Origin of the sequence: Chryseobacterium sp. LJ668, from assembly GCF_019613955.1 — a bacterium.
Taxonomy (GTDB): domain Bacteria; phylum Bacteroidota; class Bacteroidia; order Flavobacteriales; family Weeksellaceae; genus Chryseobacterium.
In genome coordinates this window covers 900,676-918,288 of sequence record NZ_CP080443.1, presented here as the reverse complement: position 1 = coordinate 918,288, position 17,613 = coordinate 900,676, and the positions used below count along the sequence as shown (strand labels likewise).

The 17,613-nt window shown below is 35.2% G+C and carries 16 protein-coding genes and 1 riboswitch; of the genes, 13 read left to right on the top strand and 3 right to left on the bottom strand.

What is annotated here, in order from left to right; all coding sequences use genetic code 11:
* Positions 1-11: 11 nt before the first annotated feature.
* Complete coding sequence (locus K0U91_RS04355) at positions 12-983, top strand: glycosyltransferase family protein (RefSeq protein WP_220180688.1); 972 nt, start codon at positions 12-14, stop codon at positions 981-983.
* On the opposite strand, the gene K0U91_RS04350 is transcribed toward K0U91_RS04355, so the two are convergent.
* Together K0U91_RS04350 and K0U91_RS04345 are read right to left on the bottom strand one after the other, a co-directional pair.
* Positions 972-1,262: a GNAT family N-acetyltransferase gene (locus K0U91_RS04350; RefSeq protein ID WP_219971552.1), complete on the bottom strand. Its 291-nt coding sequence runs from the start codon at positions 1,260-1,262 to the stop codon at positions 972-974. The genes K0U91_RS04355 and K0U91_RS04350 overlap by 12 nt on opposite strands.
* A gap of 222 nt (positions 1,263-1,484) precedes the next feature.
* The gene (locus tag K0U91_RS04345) at positions 1,485-2,228 is read right to left on the bottom strand and encodes an RDD family protein (protein WP_220180687.1); all 744 of its coding nucleotides are present in this window, start codon (positions 2,226-2,228) and stop codon (positions 1,485-1,487) included.
* A 27-nt stretch (positions 2,229-2,255) separates the two neighbouring features.
* Here K0U91_RS04345 and K0U91_RS04340 point away from each other — a divergent pair, with 27 nt between their 5' ends.
* The 8 genes from K0U91_RS04340 (at position 2,256) to K0U91_RS04305 (ending at position 9,674) form a co-directional block, all read left to right on the top strand.
* Positions 2,256-3,245: a stage II sporulation protein M gene (locus K0U91_RS04340; protein WP_220180686.1), complete on the top strand. Its 990-nt coding sequence runs from the start codon at positions 2,256-2,258 to the stop codon at positions 3,243-3,245.
* A complete protein-coding gene (locus K0U91_RS04335; protein WP_220180685.1) occupies positions 3,229-4,191 on the top strand; it encodes a DUF4013 domain-containing protein in 963 nt (320 codons plus the stop codon). The genes K0U91_RS04340 and K0U91_RS04335 overlap by 17 nt, the downstream gene beginning before the upstream one ends.
* Complete coding sequence (locus tag K0U91_RS04330; protein WP_220180684.1) at positions 4,184-4,993, top strand: DUF4129 domain-containing protein; 810 nt, start codon at positions 4,184-4,186, stop codon at positions 4,991-4,993. The genes K0U91_RS04335 and K0U91_RS04330 overlap by 8 nt, the downstream gene beginning before the upstream one ends.
* Positions 4,994-5,004: 11 nt before the next feature.
* Positions 5,005-6,162, top strand: coding sequence for a hypothetical protein (locus tag K0U91_RS04325; protein ID WP_220180683.1), 1,158 nt, complete (start codon positions 5,005-5,007; stop codon positions 6,160-6,162).
* Between the two features lie 86 nt (positions 6,163-6,248).
* Positions 6,249-6,716: an IS200/IS605 family transposase gene (gene tnpA / locus K0U91_RS04320; protein WP_219971558.1), complete on the top strand. Its 468-nt coding sequence runs from the start codon at positions 6,249-6,251 to the stop codon at positions 6,714-6,716.
* Between the two features lie 177 nt (positions 6,717-6,893).
* On the top strand, positions 6,894-7,838 hold the full coding sequence (locus K0U91_RS04315) for an AAA family ATPase (protein WP_408912598.1): 945 nt from the start codon (positions 6,894-6,896) through the stop codon (positions 7,836-7,838).
* Between the two features lie 65 nt (positions 7,839-7,903).
* Positions 7,904-9,226 (top strand): DUF58 domain-containing protein, encoded by a 1,323-nt coding sequence (locus K0U91_RS04310; protein WP_220180681.1) that lies wholly within the window; start codon positions 7,904-7,906, stop codon positions 9,224-9,226.
* 22 nt (positions 9,227-9,248) lie between these two features.
* The gene (locus K0U91_RS04305; RefSeq protein WP_219971561.1) at positions 9,249-9,674 is read left to right on the top strand and encodes an OsmC family protein; all 426 of its coding nucleotides are present in this window, start codon (positions 9,249-9,251) and stop codon (positions 9,672-9,674) included.
* Between the two features lie 82 nt (positions 9,675-9,756).
* On the opposite strand, the gene K0U91_RS04300 is transcribed toward K0U91_RS04305, so the two are convergent.
* A complete protein-coding gene (locus K0U91_RS04300; RefSeq protein WP_220180680.1) occupies positions 9,757-12,369 on the bottom strand; it encodes an MGH1-like glycoside hydrolase domain-containing protein in 2,613 nt (870 codons plus the stop codon).
* Between the two features lie 186 nt (positions 12,370-12,555).
* A riboswitch (SAM riboswitch) is annotated at positions 12,556-12,664 on the top strand.
* A gap of 60 nt (positions 12,665-12,724) precedes the next feature.
* Between K0U91_RS04300 and K0U91_RS16200 the strand changes: the two genes are divergently transcribed.
* The 4 genes from K0U91_RS16200 to K0U91_RS04285 all read left to right on the top strand — a co-directional run bounded on the left by K0U91_RS16200 (position 12,725) and on the right by K0U91_RS04285 (position 17,599).
* A complete protein-coding gene (locus tag K0U91_RS16200) occupies positions 12,725-13,663 on the top strand; it encodes an alpha/beta fold hydrolase (RefSeq protein WP_258561926.1) in 939 nt (312 codons plus the stop codon).
* Positions 13,664-15,205: an ACT domain-containing protein gene (locus tag K0U91_RS16195; protein WP_258561925.1), complete on the top strand. Its 1,542-nt coding sequence runs from the start codon at positions 13,664-13,666 to the stop codon at positions 15,203-15,205.
* 64 nt (positions 15,206-15,269) lie between these two features.
* The gene (locus K0U91_RS04290) at positions 15,270-16,436 is read left to right on the top strand and encodes an O-succinylhomoserine sulfhydrylase (RefSeq protein WP_220180679.1); all 1,167 of its coding nucleotides are present in this window, start codon (positions 15,270-15,272) and stop codon (positions 16,434-16,436) included.
* 152 nt (positions 16,437-16,588) lie between these two features.
* Complete coding sequence (locus tag K0U91_RS04285) at positions 16,589-17,599, top strand: homocysteine S-methyltransferase family protein (protein WP_220180678.1); 1,011 nt, start codon at positions 16,589-16,591, stop codon at positions 17,597-17,599.
* Positions 17,600-17,613: the final 14 nt, after the last annotated feature.

Here is a 17,613-nt window from a genome sequence, read left to right as displayed (position 1 = left end):
AAAAACTGGAGATGAAAGTATTGTATGCTTTTCAGGGAACCGGAAATGGCCATGTAGCGCGAGCTCAGGAGATCATTCCGCTTTTAAAAAAATATGCATTTGTAGATACATTGATCAGCGGTCATCAATCACAGCTAAAGGCCGATTTTCCTATTGATTTCAGTCACCGCGGAGTTTCACTTTTGTATAATAAAACAGGCGGAATATCCTATAAAAAAATTCTCTTTGAGAATAACTTCTTCGAAGCAGTCAAAAAAATACAGCAAATCAAGTTGAATCAGTATGATTTAATTATCAACGACTATGAACCTCTGACAGCATGGGCATGCAAAATGAGAAATCTAAAAATGCTCGAGCTTAGCCATCAAGCTTCCATGAGCTTTAAAGAAACTCCCAAACCTGATAAAAAAGATTTTTTCGGTGAATTTATTCTAAAGCACTACTGCCCAAGTAAAGATAAAATTGGTTTTCATTTTGACAATTATCATCCTCAAATTAAAAAGCCCGTCATCAGAAGAAAAATTAGAAATTTAAATCCTGCTAAGAAAGGTTTTTATATCGTGTATCTGCCTAGCTTCTCGGATGAAAATATTACGAAAGTTATAAGCCAGATCCCTGTAGAATGGAGGGTTTTTTCAAAATATACTAAAATTCATACTCAGATCAATAATGTAGAAATTTATCCTATTGACGAAACACATTTTCTTGAATGTTTCGAAAGCTGTGATGGTATCTTATGTAATGCAGGCTTCGAAGGTCCGGCTGAAGCGCTTTTTATGGATAAAAAACTATTTGTCATTCCTATTCACAATCAGTATGAGCAAGAGTGTAACGCTTCTGCTTTAGATAAAATAGGAATTCCCAATTCAAAAACCCTGGATGCAAAAGAAATAACAGATTGGGTGTATTCAGATATTCATTTTAAAGTTAATTACCCCGATGATATTGAAGATATCATTCTGAATGATGTTTTAACGTTCTAAAAAGATATCTTCCACATCATTCATCCTTCTCATGACAGCTCTAGCATAAGAACAGTGTGGATAGACCTTCCATTTGTTTTCTCTTGAAAATTTAAGGGCTTCTTCCACCAAATATTTACCCATTCCGCGTCCTTCAAACTCAGGATGAACGAGGACGAACGAAATAATAAGTTTGTTATCTTCGGGGAATATCGTATACGTCAGGCGCCCGACTTCTTTAATCTCATTGCTGAGTGTGATCACTCCGCCGTTTCCTGATCTATTGTTTTCGAATTTCATATGTGGAGATTTATTGTTTTAAAAGGATATAGGATATCGCCAATTTTTGTTAGGTTATACTTAATCTGGCGATTTCATTATCTTGATTTAAAAGAATATACAAAATTTGAACCGAAGGGAATATTTCAAGTATTAAAGTCAATGGTGAAACGTCAATTAGTTTTACTATCAATCTTAAAATCAAAATTGACTTGTGAAACAAAAATTAACTACAGATCTTAATTAATCTTTCCCAGTATAATAATTGTAATCTTTGATAATGACGTTGATAAATTGTCTTTCGGTCATTTTTGTGGGATCAATTTCAAGCTTTAAAATTCCTTTAATTTTATCTGAAAGTTTGCTAATAATTTGTCGGTCGTCAATCTTTAGAGCTTTCAGATAATTGTCTTTGATAATTCTCATATCATTATCACTCAGACCAATAACTTGCGGGAAAGTAGGAATGTAATCTGTATGAAGATTTTCTAAAATAGTATGGGAAATATTGATGTTATTTTTAAGCGAAATTACGGCAGTTCCGGCAGCAATATCTCCAAAACGCTGATTATTTTTGGTGACGAGCATCGTAATAAAACCAACAATTAAAAAAGAAACATCAATGACTCTGAATACCCAGCGGATAAGATAATCTCCGAAACCCGCCTGATAACCATCAATCTTCACAACCCGTATTTTCATGATTTTTTTTCCGGGAGTCTGTCCTTCCATCAGGCTCTCCAAAACAACAGGATAAATGTAAACCGGGAAAGTTATAGCAATATAAATCGCCATCTGAGACCACTGGTCAAGACCATCAAGTAAATAGCCTAAATCTAAAATACTGAAGAAAATATAAAATGTAACAAGCATATAAGCCCCCTTTATCAAAGAATCGATGATGAAGGCAAGAAACCTCTCGCCAATACTCGAAATGTTAAAATTAATATTTACATTTTGTGAAGTATTAATCGCAATTTGAGACATATTTTTTATTATTTTAGCCTTACAATTATGAGAGAAGTTTATTTTATTAAACAAAATAAAGAAAAATGGTTGGGAATCGAACAGGTTATTCAAGGGAAAATCAAAAAAAATCCTGATGACCTGTCTTCGCTGTATATCAATCTGATCAATGATCTTTCTTTTGCCCAGACTTATTACCCTAAAAGTAATACGACGGTGTATCTTAATCACCTCTCTTCTCAAATTTTTCAGAAAATTTATAAAACCAAAAGAGTAGAAGAAAACAGGATGCTGTATTTTTTCAGAACTGAAGTTCCGTTGCTGGTCTATCACTACAGGCGCTATTTATTGTACGCTTTTATATTTTTTATCCTCTTTACTTCCATTGGCGTTCTTTCGGCTGTTTATGATAAAAATTTTGCCAACATTATTTTAGGCGAAAGCTATGTGAATACCACTATTGAAAACATCAAGAAAGGTAATGCAGTTGGGATTTATCAAAGCGGCTCGACATGGGGAAGCACGATAGGGATTATTTTTAATAATATTGTTGTAGGTGCAAAATTATATATCTACGGTATTTTCGGTGGAGTAGGTTCGCTTTACGCCCTTCTTTCCAATTCTGTGATGTTGGGCTCATTCCAGTATTTTTTCTATGATTATGGGGCTTTAAAAGACAGTGCAAGAGGAATCTGGCTTCACGGAGTTTTTGAAATTTTTGCAATGGTAGTAGAAGCAATGTGCGGATTGATTCTCGGAGCTTCAATTCTTTTCCCAAAAACCCTGTCAAGATTTGAATCTTTAAAAACTGGTTTAAAAGATTCATTCAAAATATTTTTAAGCACCATTCCATTCACAATCTGTGCGGGAATCATTGAAGGTTATGTGACAAGACATGCTTTGAAAATGCCGGAATTTTTAAATTTAATTATCATTTTCGGATGTTTAACCATTATAGGATTCTACTACTTTGTGTATCCTTTTATCGTTAATAAAAAACTTAATAACACAATGACAACCTATGATGCAGTTTTATAAAAACAGAGATTTCGGAACGTTTATCAGCGACAGTTTCGGGTTTTTCAGGCTTTACGGTAAAAATTATTTCAAGAATTATATTCTTCTGAATGGGCTTTTGCTTATTCTGATGGTAGTTGTGGTGATTTTCGGTTATAGAGAACTCTTAATGCAGATTTTGGGATCAAATATCAGCGGGAACAGCTCCTACCTTGAAGATTATTTTGAAGATAATCTGGGAATGTTCATTATTGTAGGATCACTTACGTTTATACTTTTTGTTGTTTTAATGATTGTAAATTACCTGTATCCTGTTTTTTATCTGAAAAGACTGGCTGCTGGCGAGACGAAGATCACCATGGATGATATTTTAAACGACTTTAAAAACAACGCCAAACGAATCTTAATTCTTTTTCTCGGAATGATTTTTATTGTGACTCCACCCGCTTTCATTATATTGGGAGTTTCTTATGCCTTGGTTATCATCCTGATCGGGATACCCATTATGCTATTCGTTTTTCCCTCGGTAATCAATATTGTCAACTTTCTGATGTATGACCTTTTTAACAGCAATAGAGGTTTTTTTGAAAGCTTAAGTTATTCTATCCGCGCGCAGTTTTCTTACGCTAACGGAAGGGAAAAATCTCCATACTGGAAGTATTGGGGTTCCACATTGGTTGTATTTATCATCATGTATGTGCTTACTACCATTTTTACAATGATTCCCATGATTATATTTTTTTTCACGATGATGACGACAGAATCAGATGGTAATTTTGAGCAAAACCCATTCTCAGGAACAATAGGCATTGTGTTTTTTATAGTTTACGGAATTTCAATGCTGGTGTCATTTTTCCTTTATAATTTAATATACGTTAATGCCGGTCTGATCTATTACGATAGCAGAAGAGACCTTCACCAGCAGGTAGAGCTGGCTGAAATAGATACGATCGGAATCAATGAATAAAAGAATACTTTTCATACTGTTTCTATTTTCTTTTGTGCTGTCAGATGCTCAGGAGGCAGACAGCACGGTTGTATATAATGATTATTATGAAGAATCTTACAGTGATTCTCTCAGTACTCCGCATTATAAAAATATGCAACGCGCAGATTCTGTTTTGCTTAAAAATCCTGTTTCAGAAAATACAGTTTATCCTAAAAGTTTTAAAGAAAATATCAAATCAAGGTATAAAGGTAATGAGTTTGATTATTCGACTTCAAAACCCAGAGAGTCATTTTGGGATAAGCTGATGAGGAAAGTTTTAAAGATTGTTCAGAGTGTTTTTGGCGAAACAAGTTTAGAAAGTTCTGCAAAAATTACAACAACCATTATCCGTTTGTTTGCGATTATATTGGTCGGATTTCTGCTGTATTTTATCGTTAAATTTCTAATAGGCAAAAACGGGAATCTCTTTTTCGGAAAAAGAAATAAAAAAGTAGTCATCACTGACGAAGAGCTTCACGAAAACATTCATGAGATCAATTTTCCTGAAAGCATTGTTGCTTTCGAGAGGTCAAAAGATTATCGTTCGGCGATTCGTTACCAGTTTTTATTTGTGCTGAAAAAACTCAGTGACAAAAAACTCATTCTCTGGAACCCTGAAAAAACCAATAAAGATTATATTGCTGAATTTAAAGTTCCACTTTTAAAAGAAGAATTTTCAAATCTCTCTTATATTTTCGATTATGTTTGGTATGGTGAGTTCAATATTGATGATCAAAGTTATTTAAAATTTAAAGAACAGTATCAGTCTTTCAAACCATAATTAAATTTAAAATGAATAAAACGTTCAAAATATATGCTTTAATTTTCATCATTATCATGGTGATTTTGGCGTTGCTTGAAGTTAATAAAAAAGAGGTTGTAGACTGGCGAAAAAATTTTGATGTGAATGAAAAATCACCTTTCGGATTATTTGTTTTTAATCAGGAAGTAAAAGATTTATTTAAAAATAACCTCAAAAAAATTGATGTTACCGCTTACGATTATTATAATCAAAATAAAAAAGATGCCCACAATATCTTAGTGATTGAAAGTGATATTGACATACAATCCTGGAAGAAGATCCTTGATGAGGTTTATAAAGGATCTGACGCAATGCTGATTATGAGTAAAATGCCAAAAGAAATCTCAGACAGCATTGGTTTTTACGATTCTCAGATTTCATTTGAAGACAATAACGTATTAAAGCTGACCGATAAAAAATATCATAATGATTTTATTAAATTAGATAAATTTCCTTCCGGACGAGGCTTTTCCTATATAAAACCAGGTGTTCAGGCTTTAGGAAAAACAGTGGAGGCAGAAAATACCGATCAGGCTAATTTCATTAAAGCAAATTTTGGGAAAGGAAAAATCTACATTCACTGTGAACCGCTATTTTTGACTAATTATTACCTTCTAAAATCCGGAAATACAAAATATGCACAAGATGTTTTTTCTTATCTTGATGATAGAGAAACGCTTTGGTTTGTAGAATCGAATACCAAAGAGTCAAGGTTTTTTATGCGTTTTATTTTAGGAAACCCGGCTCTGAAATATGCTTGGTGGCTTTTGTTGGGTGGGTTGATTTTGTTTATCTTTTTTAATGCAAAAAGAAAACAGCGAATCGTTCCCATTCTTGAACCGTTAAAGAACACTTCCGTCGATTTTGTAAAAAGTATAGGGAATCTTTATCTGCAGGAAGGAGATTTTCATGATATGATGGCAAAAAAAGCACAGTATTTTCTAAACAGAGTAAGACTCGATCTATTGATTGATACGCAAAATTTGGATGAAGAGTTCGCAAAAAAACTTCAGTTGAAAACCGGAAAAAATATTGAAACGATTAATGAAGCGGTTGTTTTAATAAAAGAGGCTCAAGATCCCTATGCAAGTGTGATGAAGGAAGATCTGGCGAGAATGAATAAACTTTTGGATGATATATTGAAGTGATAGATTAGAAGGGGAGCTCCGTAGGAGCGGAATGTTTGTAACTAAAACGATAATTATAAATTGAGCTCCGTAGGAGCGATACAGAAATGGCAAATACATATATTCAGATTTACATTCAATTGATCTTCGCTGTAAAGGGAAGGCAAAATCTGATTCATAATTCAAAAAGAGAAGATTTGCACAAATACATTTCAGGAATTATTAAAAATAGCAACCAAAAATTATTAGCAATTTATGCTAATCCTGACCATATTCACCTTCTTGTGGGATTTAATAGTTTGAATCTTAAAATATCAGATTTTGTTCGTGACATTAAAGCAAATTCTTCCAGATTTATTAATGAACAAAAATGGGTCAATGGAAAATTTAACTGGCAGGAAGGTTACGGCGCTTTTTCTTATTCTAAAAGTCAGATTGATAAAGTTGTTAGTTATATACTTAACCAAGAAGAACATCACAAAAGGAAAAGCTTTAAAGAAGAGTATATTGAACTTTTAAATAAATTTGAAATACAATACGAAGAAAAATATATGTTTGAATTTGATGAAGATTAAAGTGCCGCTCCTACGGAGCTCCACTAACCGTTTCAAGCTAAAACTACAAACATTTCGCTCCTACGGAGCTCAAAAATAATAAACATAGTTATGGTAAACCAAGAAAACCAAAATATAGACTCTCAGAATTTTATCAATTTAGATAAAAAAGAAAGCGGATTTGAACCGAGAATTGATATGATCGAACTTCGCAAAAGTCTGGAAAAAGTAAAAGCCGAAATTGCAAAAGTAATTGTCGGTCAACATGATATGATCGAGCATCTTTTGGCGGCTTTACTTTCGAATGGTCACGTTTTGATTGAAGGTGTTCCAGGAGTTGCAAAAACAATAACAGCAAAATTATTGGCAAAAACAATAGATGTTGACTTCAGCAGAATACAATTTACGCCGGATCTAATGCCTTCAGATATTTTGGGGACATCAATTTTCAGTATAAAAAATTCTGAATTTGAGTTTAAGAAAGGTCCTATTTTCTCCCATTTTATATTAATTGATGAGATCAATCGGTCACCAGCCAAAACGCAGTCGGCATTGTTTGAGGTGATGGAAGAAAGGCAAATCACAATGGATGGAACGCAATATGAAATGGAAGCTCCCTTTTTGGTCGTGGCTACACAGAATCCCATTGAGCATGAAGGAACATACAGGCTTCCGGAAGCGCAGCTCGATCGTTTTTTGTTTAAAATAAATGTAGGTTATCCGAATCTTGAACAGGAAATTGCCATCATCAAAAACCAGCACGAAAGCAGGCAGGAAGATAAAACAGATGTGGTACAACCAGTAATCAGCGCTCAGCAATTGAGCCATTATCAAAAATTGGTAAAAGAGATCATTGTCGAATCTCAACTGATGGAATATATTGGTAAAATCACTATCAGCACGAGAGAAAATCAATTTCTGTATTTGGGAGCTTCGCCAAGAGCAAGTTTAGCTTTGCTGACGGCTTCAAAAGCTTTTGCGGCATTGAGGGGAAGAGATTTTGTAACTCCGGAAGATATCAAGGAGGCGAGTTATGCAGTTTTAAGACACCGAGTGATCGTGTCACCGGAAAGAGAAATGGAGGGATTGACTGCCGATGAAATTATCCGTCAGATTTTGGAAGGAATTGAAATTCCGAGATAGAAATGGGTCATTGGTTGGAAGTTGACGTTTACAGCTTACTGCCCTTTATTTATAGCATATAGTCAATGAAGAAATTATATATCAACAATCGCTTTTTTTTCGCGCTCACAGGAGTGGGGATTCTATATGTTTTTGCATTTTTCTTTCCGTTTCTGATGATTTTCGGGCATATTTTTTTATTGTTGGTTTTCCTTGCCGCGATGGTTGATTATCTGCTTTTGTTTAGAGAAAAAAATGGCTTGTTAGCACAAAGAATTTTACCTGAAAAACTATCCAATGGCGACGAAAATCAGGTAAAAGTTGATATTAAAAATAAGTATAGTTTCAAAATCAATGCGAAAGTAATTGATGAAATACCATTTCAGTTTCAGAAGAGAGATTTTTTAATTGAAAAACAAATTGAATCTGGTAAAAACACTTTATTTCAATATATTTTGGAGCCGAAAGAAAGAGGGGAATACAATTTCGGAGCTTTAAATATTTTTGCTTCATCTCCTATAGGTTTTGTGTCTAAAAGATTTACTTTTCAGAAAGATGCCATGCTTCCGGCTTATCCGTCGTTTATTCATTTAAGAAAGTATGAATTGATGGCTTTGCAAAATGAATTTTTGCTCGGCGGAATCAAAAAAATCAGGAAACTCGGTCATACAATGGAGTTTGAGCAAATCAAAGAATATGTTCCCGGAGATGACGTAAGAACCATCAACTGGAAAGCAACTTCAAAAACAAACCGCATCATGGTCAACCAATTTCAGGATGAAAAATCACAGCGGATTTTTATGCTGATTGATAAAGGCAGAACGATGAAAATGCCTTTCCAAGGACTGAGTCTTCTCGATTATTCGATTAATGCAACTATGGCCTTATCACATATTATCCTGAAAAAAGGTGATCGTGCAGGGATGATGACTTTTTCTAAAAAAGCAGAAAATAAAGTTGTTGCTGATAACAAATCAGGACAGTTGAGAAAAATTTCAGAATCATTGTACAATATCAAAACAGATTTTTTTGAAAGTGATTTCAACAGGTTATATCAGGATGTGAAATATTCTGTAAACCAGAGAAGCCTTATTTTGCTTTTTACCAATTTCGAAACACTGGACGCCTTAAACCGTCAGATGAAATATCTTCGCGGTATTGCCAAAAACCATTTGCTGGTTGTCGTTTTCTTTAAAAATTCAGAATTACAGACTTTGCTTCACAAAAATCCGGAAAGTATGCAGGAAATTTATGACGAAGTGATTGCTGAAAAATTTGAATTTGAGAAAAAACTCATCATTCAGGAGTTAAGAAAATTTGGAATTTATTCTGTGTATACGCTTCCGGAAAATCTGAATGTGGAGGTGATTAATAAATATCTGGAGATCAAAGCAAGAGGGATTTTGTAACTTTGTAATAAAATAAGTAATAATGAAAATAACTCTCAATAGACTTAACGACGATTTTTTATTTGAATGTACCAATTCACAAGGAAATTCAATTCTTTTAGATAACACTTCACAGCCCGGCGCAAAAGGCGTTTCTCCGATGGAAAGCGTATTGATGGCAGTAGCAGGATGCAGCGGAATCGACGTCGTTTCAATTTTAAAAAAGCAAAGACAGGAAATTACAAGTTTCAGAGCTGAAGTGGAAGGAGAAAGAGTTCCTGTAGAAGATGCCAAACCTTTTAAATCTATCCTCGTTAAATTCTTTTTAGAAGGAACAATCGACCCTAAAAAAGCTTTAAAGGCATGTGAGCTGTCCTTTGAAAAATACTGCTCGGTTTCAAAAACACTAGAACCTACTGTAGCAATTGGGTTTGAAATTTATGTAAACACAGAAAAAGTTGGAAAATAGAATGGGAGGGTTTGAGTGCTGTAGAAAATTGTCACTTATTCTATGACACTCAAAAATTACAATACTCAAACCCTCCAACCAATTAAGCCAGTCTTGGCTTCATCAGTTTTGCAACCGTAGCCGTCCATCCTGTCTGGTGTGATGCACCTACACCGCGGCCGTTGTCTCCGTGAAAATATTCAAAGAAAGTAATATAATCTTTGAAATTCGGATCATAGTTAAATTTATAATTTCCCCCATTGAAAGCACGTTGTCCGCTTTCATCTTTCAAAAATATAGAGCAAAGTCTGTTGCTGATATTGGTAGCAACTTCATCCAGATTTTTCTGCTCACCGCTTCCTGTCGGAAACTCAATTTTCAGGCTGTTTCCATAATAAAAATGAAAACGCTGGAGACTTTCTACAATTAAAAAGTTAATCGGAAACCAAATCGGACCTCTCCAATTGCTGTTTCCGCCAAACATTCGGCTGTCACTTTCTGCCGGAGTGTAATACACTACATTTTTATTGCCATGAACGGTGAAAACAAAAGGGTTTTCTTCATACACTTTTGACATCGCACGAATACCGTATGTGCTTAAAAATTCTTTTTCGTCAACCATTCTTGTCAAAACTTTCTTAAGTCTTGTCTTACGGAGGATGCTCATCAAATGCTTTCTACCGCTGCCTTCTTCGTCCCAATGAGATACAAGATTGGCAAGTTCAGGTTTATTTTTCAAAACCCAATCCATCCTTTCACGGAAATTGGGCATTTTATCCAAAAGATGATGATCAATAATCTCTACTGCAAACATCGGAATCAATCCTACAATACTTCTTAGTCTTAAGGTTACACTTTCTCCGTCTCCAAGCTGAAGAACATCATAGAAAAACCCGTCCTCTTCATTCCAGAGACCTTCTTTGTCTTCACCCATATTTTCCATAGCCTCGGCGATGTAGAGATAATGTTCAAAGAATTTGATGGCCATATCTTCGTAAACCTGGTAATATTGAGCCAGCTCCATCGCAATACGCATCATATTCAGGGCATACATTGCCATCCAGCTTGTACCGTCTGCCTGCTCAAGATGTTCACCATCTTTAAGAGTCATATTCCGATCGAAAGCTCCGATGTTATCGAGTCCTAAAAATCCACCGCCAAAAATATTCTTACCGTTTTTATCTTTTCGGTTGACCCACCAGGTAAAATTTAAAAGTAGTTTCTGGAAAACTTTTTCTAAAAATAAAAGGTCAGGTTTACCATTTGCTTTTTCATCTATTTTAAATACTCGGAAACAAGACCATGCATGAACAGGTGGATTTACATCACTTAAATTCCATTCGTAAGCGGGCATTTGTCCGTTAGGATGCATGTACCATTCTTTAGTCAAAAGAAGAAGCTGGTTTTTAGCAAAATCACCGTCAATAATTGCGTAAGGAACACAGTGAAATGCCAAATCCCAAGTCGCATACCAAGGATACTCCCATTTATCGGGCATTGAAATGATATCTTTATTGTGAAGATGTTCCCATTCGGTATTCCTCACATAATTTTCAAAATCTCTTGGGGCTTCATGATTTGGGTCGCCTTTCAGCCATTTTCCTACATTATAGTGATAAAACTGCTTATTCCAGAGAAGGCCTGCAAAAGCCTGCCGCTGTACGTTTCTTTCGTCTTCGTTCGGAACATCCTGCTGAATTTCCTCATAAAATTCATCAGCTTCAGAAATTCTTGTACTGAAGATATTTTCAAAATCATAAAAAGGATCATCCATCTCATGGGATGTCAATCTGAATTCGAAAATTTCACACTGCCCGGCTTTTACCTCATTTTCAACAATAAATGATGCTTTGGAACCTTTTTTTTCCGGATTAATCGTGTTTTTCTGATGGACTACAAAATCATTAATTCCATCTTTATAATATGCATTTTCAACATTTGCAGTTCCATGAATTTTTGGATTATTGGTTTCGTTATCACAAAAAACGCGTTGTGCATTTTTGTTTTTTGAATAAAATTTCTTCAAAGGAATACTATCGTGATTGATGTTGATACATCCGTCATGAGAATCTTGCAGCTGACCTTTGTATTCATTATACCCCCATTTCCAGTTGTTTCTATACCACGCGGTTGGTATTACAACAACTGGTGCATCTTGGTTACTGCGATTACAAACCGTAACCCGCACCAAAATGTCATCAAAATTTCCTTTACAATATTCAATAAAAATATCAAAATACTCGTCCTTATCAAAGATTCCCGTGTCGATGATTTCATACTCCGGTTCTTTCTTGGTTCGTCTTCCGTTTTCAGCGACTAAATCTTCGTAAGGAAACTTGTTGATGGGATATTTATAGACCAGCTTCATGTAGCTGTGTGTCGGTGTATTATCTAAATAGTAGAAAATTTCTTTAATATCCTCTCCATGATTTCCCTGAGGATTGCTTAATCCGAAAAATCGTTCTTTTACCCTTTCGTCATTTTTATTCCAGAATGAAAGTGCGAAGCAAAAGAGTTGCTTGGTGTCTGAAATTCCGGCGATGCCTTCTTCGCCCCATCGGTAGGCATAGCTTTCGGCATTATTGTGATTCGCAAACCGCCATGCATCACCGTTGGGACTGTAATCTTCACGCACATTTCCCCATTGTCTGTTGCTGACATAAGGTCCCCAGTTTAACCAGTTTTTATCTTTTAGTCTCTGTTTTTCAACACTCATATTGCATCATTTTCATTGCTAAGGTAGATTTTTTGACAAAAAAAACCAATTTTTTTAAGCTTAATAATTCTTAACATACTTCTAAAATATTTCTCATTAAAGGATTTTTAATAAGAAATATTTTTTATTTACTTATTTAGCAGAAATGTATTATATTTGCACCATTCGTTCATTTACATATTGAAAATGTTATCAAGAAAGGTTGAGGGATAGACCCTGTGAAACCTTAGCAACCCTTCGCGCAAGTGAAGAAGGTGCTACGTTCTACCAAAAGATTATTTTGGACAGATAACTTACTGAAGTTCTTTTCAGCCATTTCCCGTGGCATTTTCAAATTTATTTAATTAAGATAAAATTGAAAACAGAACTGCAACATATTAATTTTTTGTACAAAACCGATTCTCAAAAGGAATATCAGATCCCGTTAAGCTATCAGCTTTTTGGGAAAGAACTGTTTTCAGCACCCATCATTTTAGTCAATCATGCCTTAACCGGAAATTCAAATGTTTCCGGAGAAAAAGGTTGGTGGAAGCAGTTGATTGGCGAAAATCAGATCATTGATACCAATAAATATACTGTTCTGTGCTTCAATATTCCCGGAAACGGATATGATGATTTTTTTATTGATGAGTATTCAGATTTCACCCCTTCAGATATTGCCAATATTTTTCTGAAAGGTCTTGAGATTTTAAATATTAAAAACTTATATGCCATTATCGGGGGTTCGCTTGGTGGTGGAATTGGTTGGGGAATGCTTGCTAAAATTCCAGATTTGGCCGAGCTCTTTATTCCGATTGCGTGTGATTTTAAAACTCACGATTGGCTTCATGCTCAATGTTTGGTTCAGAAATTTTTATTAAATGATTCTGATCAGCCATTAGAAAAAGCAAGAATTCATGCGATGTTGTGTTACAGAACGCCTCAATCTCTAAATGACAGATTTCAAAACAATTATAACAAGGAAAAGCAAAAATTAGAATCGGAAGATTGGTTGGTTTATCATGGCAAATCTTTAGCCGAAAGATTTAGTTTAAAATCTTACCAACTGATGAATCATTTGCTCATGAACATTAATGCTGACGAAAAAGATTTAAGCAAAATCGAAGCACGAATGCATATGATCTCTGTAGATACCGACTTATTTTTCCCGGCTTCTGAAATTCGAATGTCTTTTAATAAGCTGAAAACTGAGAAAGAAGATGTTTTCTATCACGAGATCAGATCAATTCATGGGCATGATGCCTTTCTAATGGAATATGAACAATTAAATTATATCATAAAAAATATTTTGTAGATGAAAAATAATGCTAACGAAATAAAATTTTTAAAAAACAGATCAATCATCAAGTTTGAAGGAGAAGATTTCTTAGGCGAAATCGGTATTGATGGAAGAGTTTTTAAAGCACTTACCTTCGCAAGAATAAGTGTTGGAGTAATATCTCAACAAGCCGTGGAGAACGGGCTGTCAATTCTTGTACACGAAGATGATTCTGAAAAAGCGGTTAATTGTCTGATTGAAGAATTTGCTGCAGAAAGAAAATCAGGTAAGGTTTCACAGATTTACAGTATCAATAATGTTTCAGTCATTGGTTTTGTGGCAGATGATCTGAATAAAATACTTTCTGAACTGGCGAGAAACAATATTTTCCCGTTGCTTTTAAACCAAAATTCAAGCGAAAAACGCATTAATATTGTCGTTACTTCTTCTCAGGATGAAAAATCTAAAAATATTATTGAATCAGAAATTTTCAAAAAACCAAAAACGGTTCATTTAGCAATTATTGGCCACGGAAATGTAGGAAAAACGTTAATTGAGCAGGTTTTGCATTCTTCAGAAGAAATTAAAAGAAGAAAAAATATACATTTGAAAGTTGTTGCAGTTGCCAATTCCAGAAAAATTGCCTTTAACAAAAAAGGATTCGATGACAAATGGAGTGATGAGGTTTTTGCTTCGGAAAGATCGTCAGGCATTGACGAACTCATTAACTTTTCAAAAGAAAATCAGCTTGAAAATCTGATTGTTGTTGATAATACGGCAAGTGTAGATTTTGTCAAAAATTATCATGCTTTAGCAGAAAATGGGTTTGATGTAGTCTCATCCAATAAAATTTTTAACACACTTCCTATCGAAGAATACCGTAAACTACGTTATACTTTGAACAAAAATAACAAGCGATATCTGTATGAGACCAATGTTGGTGCGGGTTTACCATTAATTGACACTATTAAACTTTTACATCTTTCCGGAGAAAATATTACCAGGATTAAAGGGGTTTTCTCAGGAACTTTAAGCTATGTTTTTAATAATTTTTCTTTAAGAGACGATAAATTTTCAGCAATTGTTAACGAAGCTTTAGAAAAAGGATTTACCGAGCCGGATCCGAGAGAAGATTTGTCAGGAAATGATGTTGCTAGAAAATTGCTGATTTTAGCGAGAGAATTAGATTTAATTAATGAGTTTAACGATATCAGTATTCAAAATTTAGTTCCTGAAGCTTTACTTTCTGTTTCCAAGCGGGAATTCCTTTCACGACTTGATGAATTAGACAGAGAGTATGAAAAAATCAAGAAAAATCAGGAGCCGGATCATGTTTTAAGATATGTAGGTGATTTGCATGGCGATTTACAGAAAGAAAAAGGTGAACTGGATGTAAAATTAATTTCTGTTCCGGCAACTTCTGCTTTAGGACAGTTAAAAGGTTCAGACTCAATTTTTGAGATCTATACCGAAAGTTACGGTGAACATCCAATTGTCATCATGGGGGCGGGAGCGGGAGCGAAAGTAACTGCCCGTGGTGTTTTTGGGGATATTTTACGGTTGAGTGAAACAAAGTAATAACAAACCGAAGGGTTTAATATAAATAGCCGTAGGTGAAACCTATGGGAAAAATAATAAAATAATGGAAAACGAAAATTTCGAAACCCTCGCAATAAGAACTCAAACCGAAAGAACGCAGTTTGACGAGCATTCCACTCCTTTGTATCTTACTTCAAGCTTCGTTTTTGAAGATGCAGAAGACATGAGAGCGAGTTTTGCTGAAGAGAAATCCAAGAATTTGTACAGCCGGTTTTCAAACCCGAATGTTACAGAATTTACTGATAAAATAGCAAAAATGGAAGGCGCAGAAGCGGGTTATGCTTTTGCAACAGGAATGGCAGCCATCTATTCTACCTTTGCAGCTTTACTGAATGCAGGAGATCACATTATAAGCTGTCAGTCGGTTTTTGGATCTACACATACTTTGTTTACAAAATATTTCCCAAAATGGAATATTGAAACAACATATTTTAAAGCTGAAGATTCTGAAAATGTAGAGCAATACATTAAACCAAATACAAAAATCCTTTATCTCGAAACTCCGACAAATCCTGCGATAGAAATTCTAGATTTAGAATATTTTGGTCAGATTGCCAGAAAAAACAATCTGATTTTCATTGTAGATAACTGTTTCGCCACACCTTATTTACAACAGCCGATTAAATACGGAGCTGATTTGGTCGTCCATTCAGCTACAAAACTAATTGATGGGCAAGGTCGTGTTTTGGGTGGAGTAGCGGTCGGAAAAGAAGATTTGATTAGAGAAATTTATCTTTTCGCCAGAAATACAGGTCCGGCGATGTCACCATTCAACGCGTGGGTTTTATCCAAAAGCTTGGAAACTTTAGCAATCCGTGTCGAAAGACATTGCGAAAATGCGTTGAAAGTGGCAGAGTTTTTAGAAACACATCCTAATGTTGAACTTGTAAAATATCCATTTTTAAAATCACATCCGAGTTATGAGATTGCCAAAAAACAAATGAAATTGGGCGGAAACATTGTCGCTTTTGAGATCAAAGGCGAAATTGAAGGCGGAAGAAAATTTTTAGATAAAATAAAAATGTGTTCACTATCTGCAAATCTTGGAGATACAAGAACGATTGTCACCCATCCTGCATCTACAACGCATTCCAAACTATCTAGTGAGGAAAGAAACGAAGTAGGGATTACAGCAGGTTTGGTTCGTTGCTCCGTAGGTCTGGAAAATGTGGATGATATTATTAAAGATTTGAAGCAAGCGCTGGAGTAAAATAATTTGGGCAGCTGTATCCGCCTTCCACTCCCGCTTTTTTGCCTCCGCTGCGCTCCGGCAAAAAGAGCTCCGTTCAAGTCGGGCTGCAAGAGATTCAGCGTAAAATTTGAGAAATTCGAATATAATTCGTGTAATTAGTATTAAATAAAATGAAAAATTCAGAACAACTATACAAAGCCCTTTCCGAGAAAATCCTGATTCTCGACGGAGCGATGGGAACCATGCTTCAGCGCTATAAATTTGAGGAAGAAGATTACCGTGGCGAGCGTTTCAAAGACTGGGAACATCCTGTAAAAGGAAACAATGATCTCCTTTCTTTGACACAGCCTCATGCGATCGAAGAAGTTCATAGGAAATACCTTGAAGCAGGAGCTGATATTCTGGAAACTAATACCTTTTCAGGAACAACCATCGCAATGGCAGATTATCACATGGAAGATTTGGTCTACGAACTGAATTACGAATCTGCAAAAATTGCCAGAAAAGTCTGTGATGACTATACAGCAAAGAATCCCAAAAAGCCAAGATTTGTCGCGGGATCAATTGGTCCGACAAACAGAACAGCGAGTTTAAGTCCAGATGTCAATGATCCAGGTTACCGTGCGATTACTTTTGAAGAATTGAGAAACGCTTACAAGCAACAGTCAGAAGCTTTGCTGGATGGTGGTTCAGACATTCTTTTGGTAGAAACAATTTTTGATACATTAAATGCAAAAGCGGCATTGTTTGCCATCGATGAAATTCAGGAAGAAAGAGGGATTGAAATTCCAATCATGGTTTCAGGAACAATTACCGATGCTTCAGGAAGAACATTGAGCGGACAAACCGCGGAAGCTTTTCTAATCTCAGTTTCTCATCTGAATTTATTGAGCGTAGGTTTCAACTGTGCTTTAGGGGCGAATCAGTTGACGCCTTATTTAGAAACACTAGCGCACAATTCAGAATTCCATATATCAGCTTATCCGAATGCAGGTCTTCCAAATGCTTTCGGGCAGTACGATGAATCTCCTGATCAGATGGCAACCCAAATCAGAGAATATGTAGAAAAAGGATTGATCAATATCATTGGAGGATGCTGTGGTACAACACCAGAACACATCAAAGCGATTGCAGATTTAGTTGATAAATATGAGCCAAGAAAAGTGAAGGATTTTGTATGATTTTTGATTTGAAA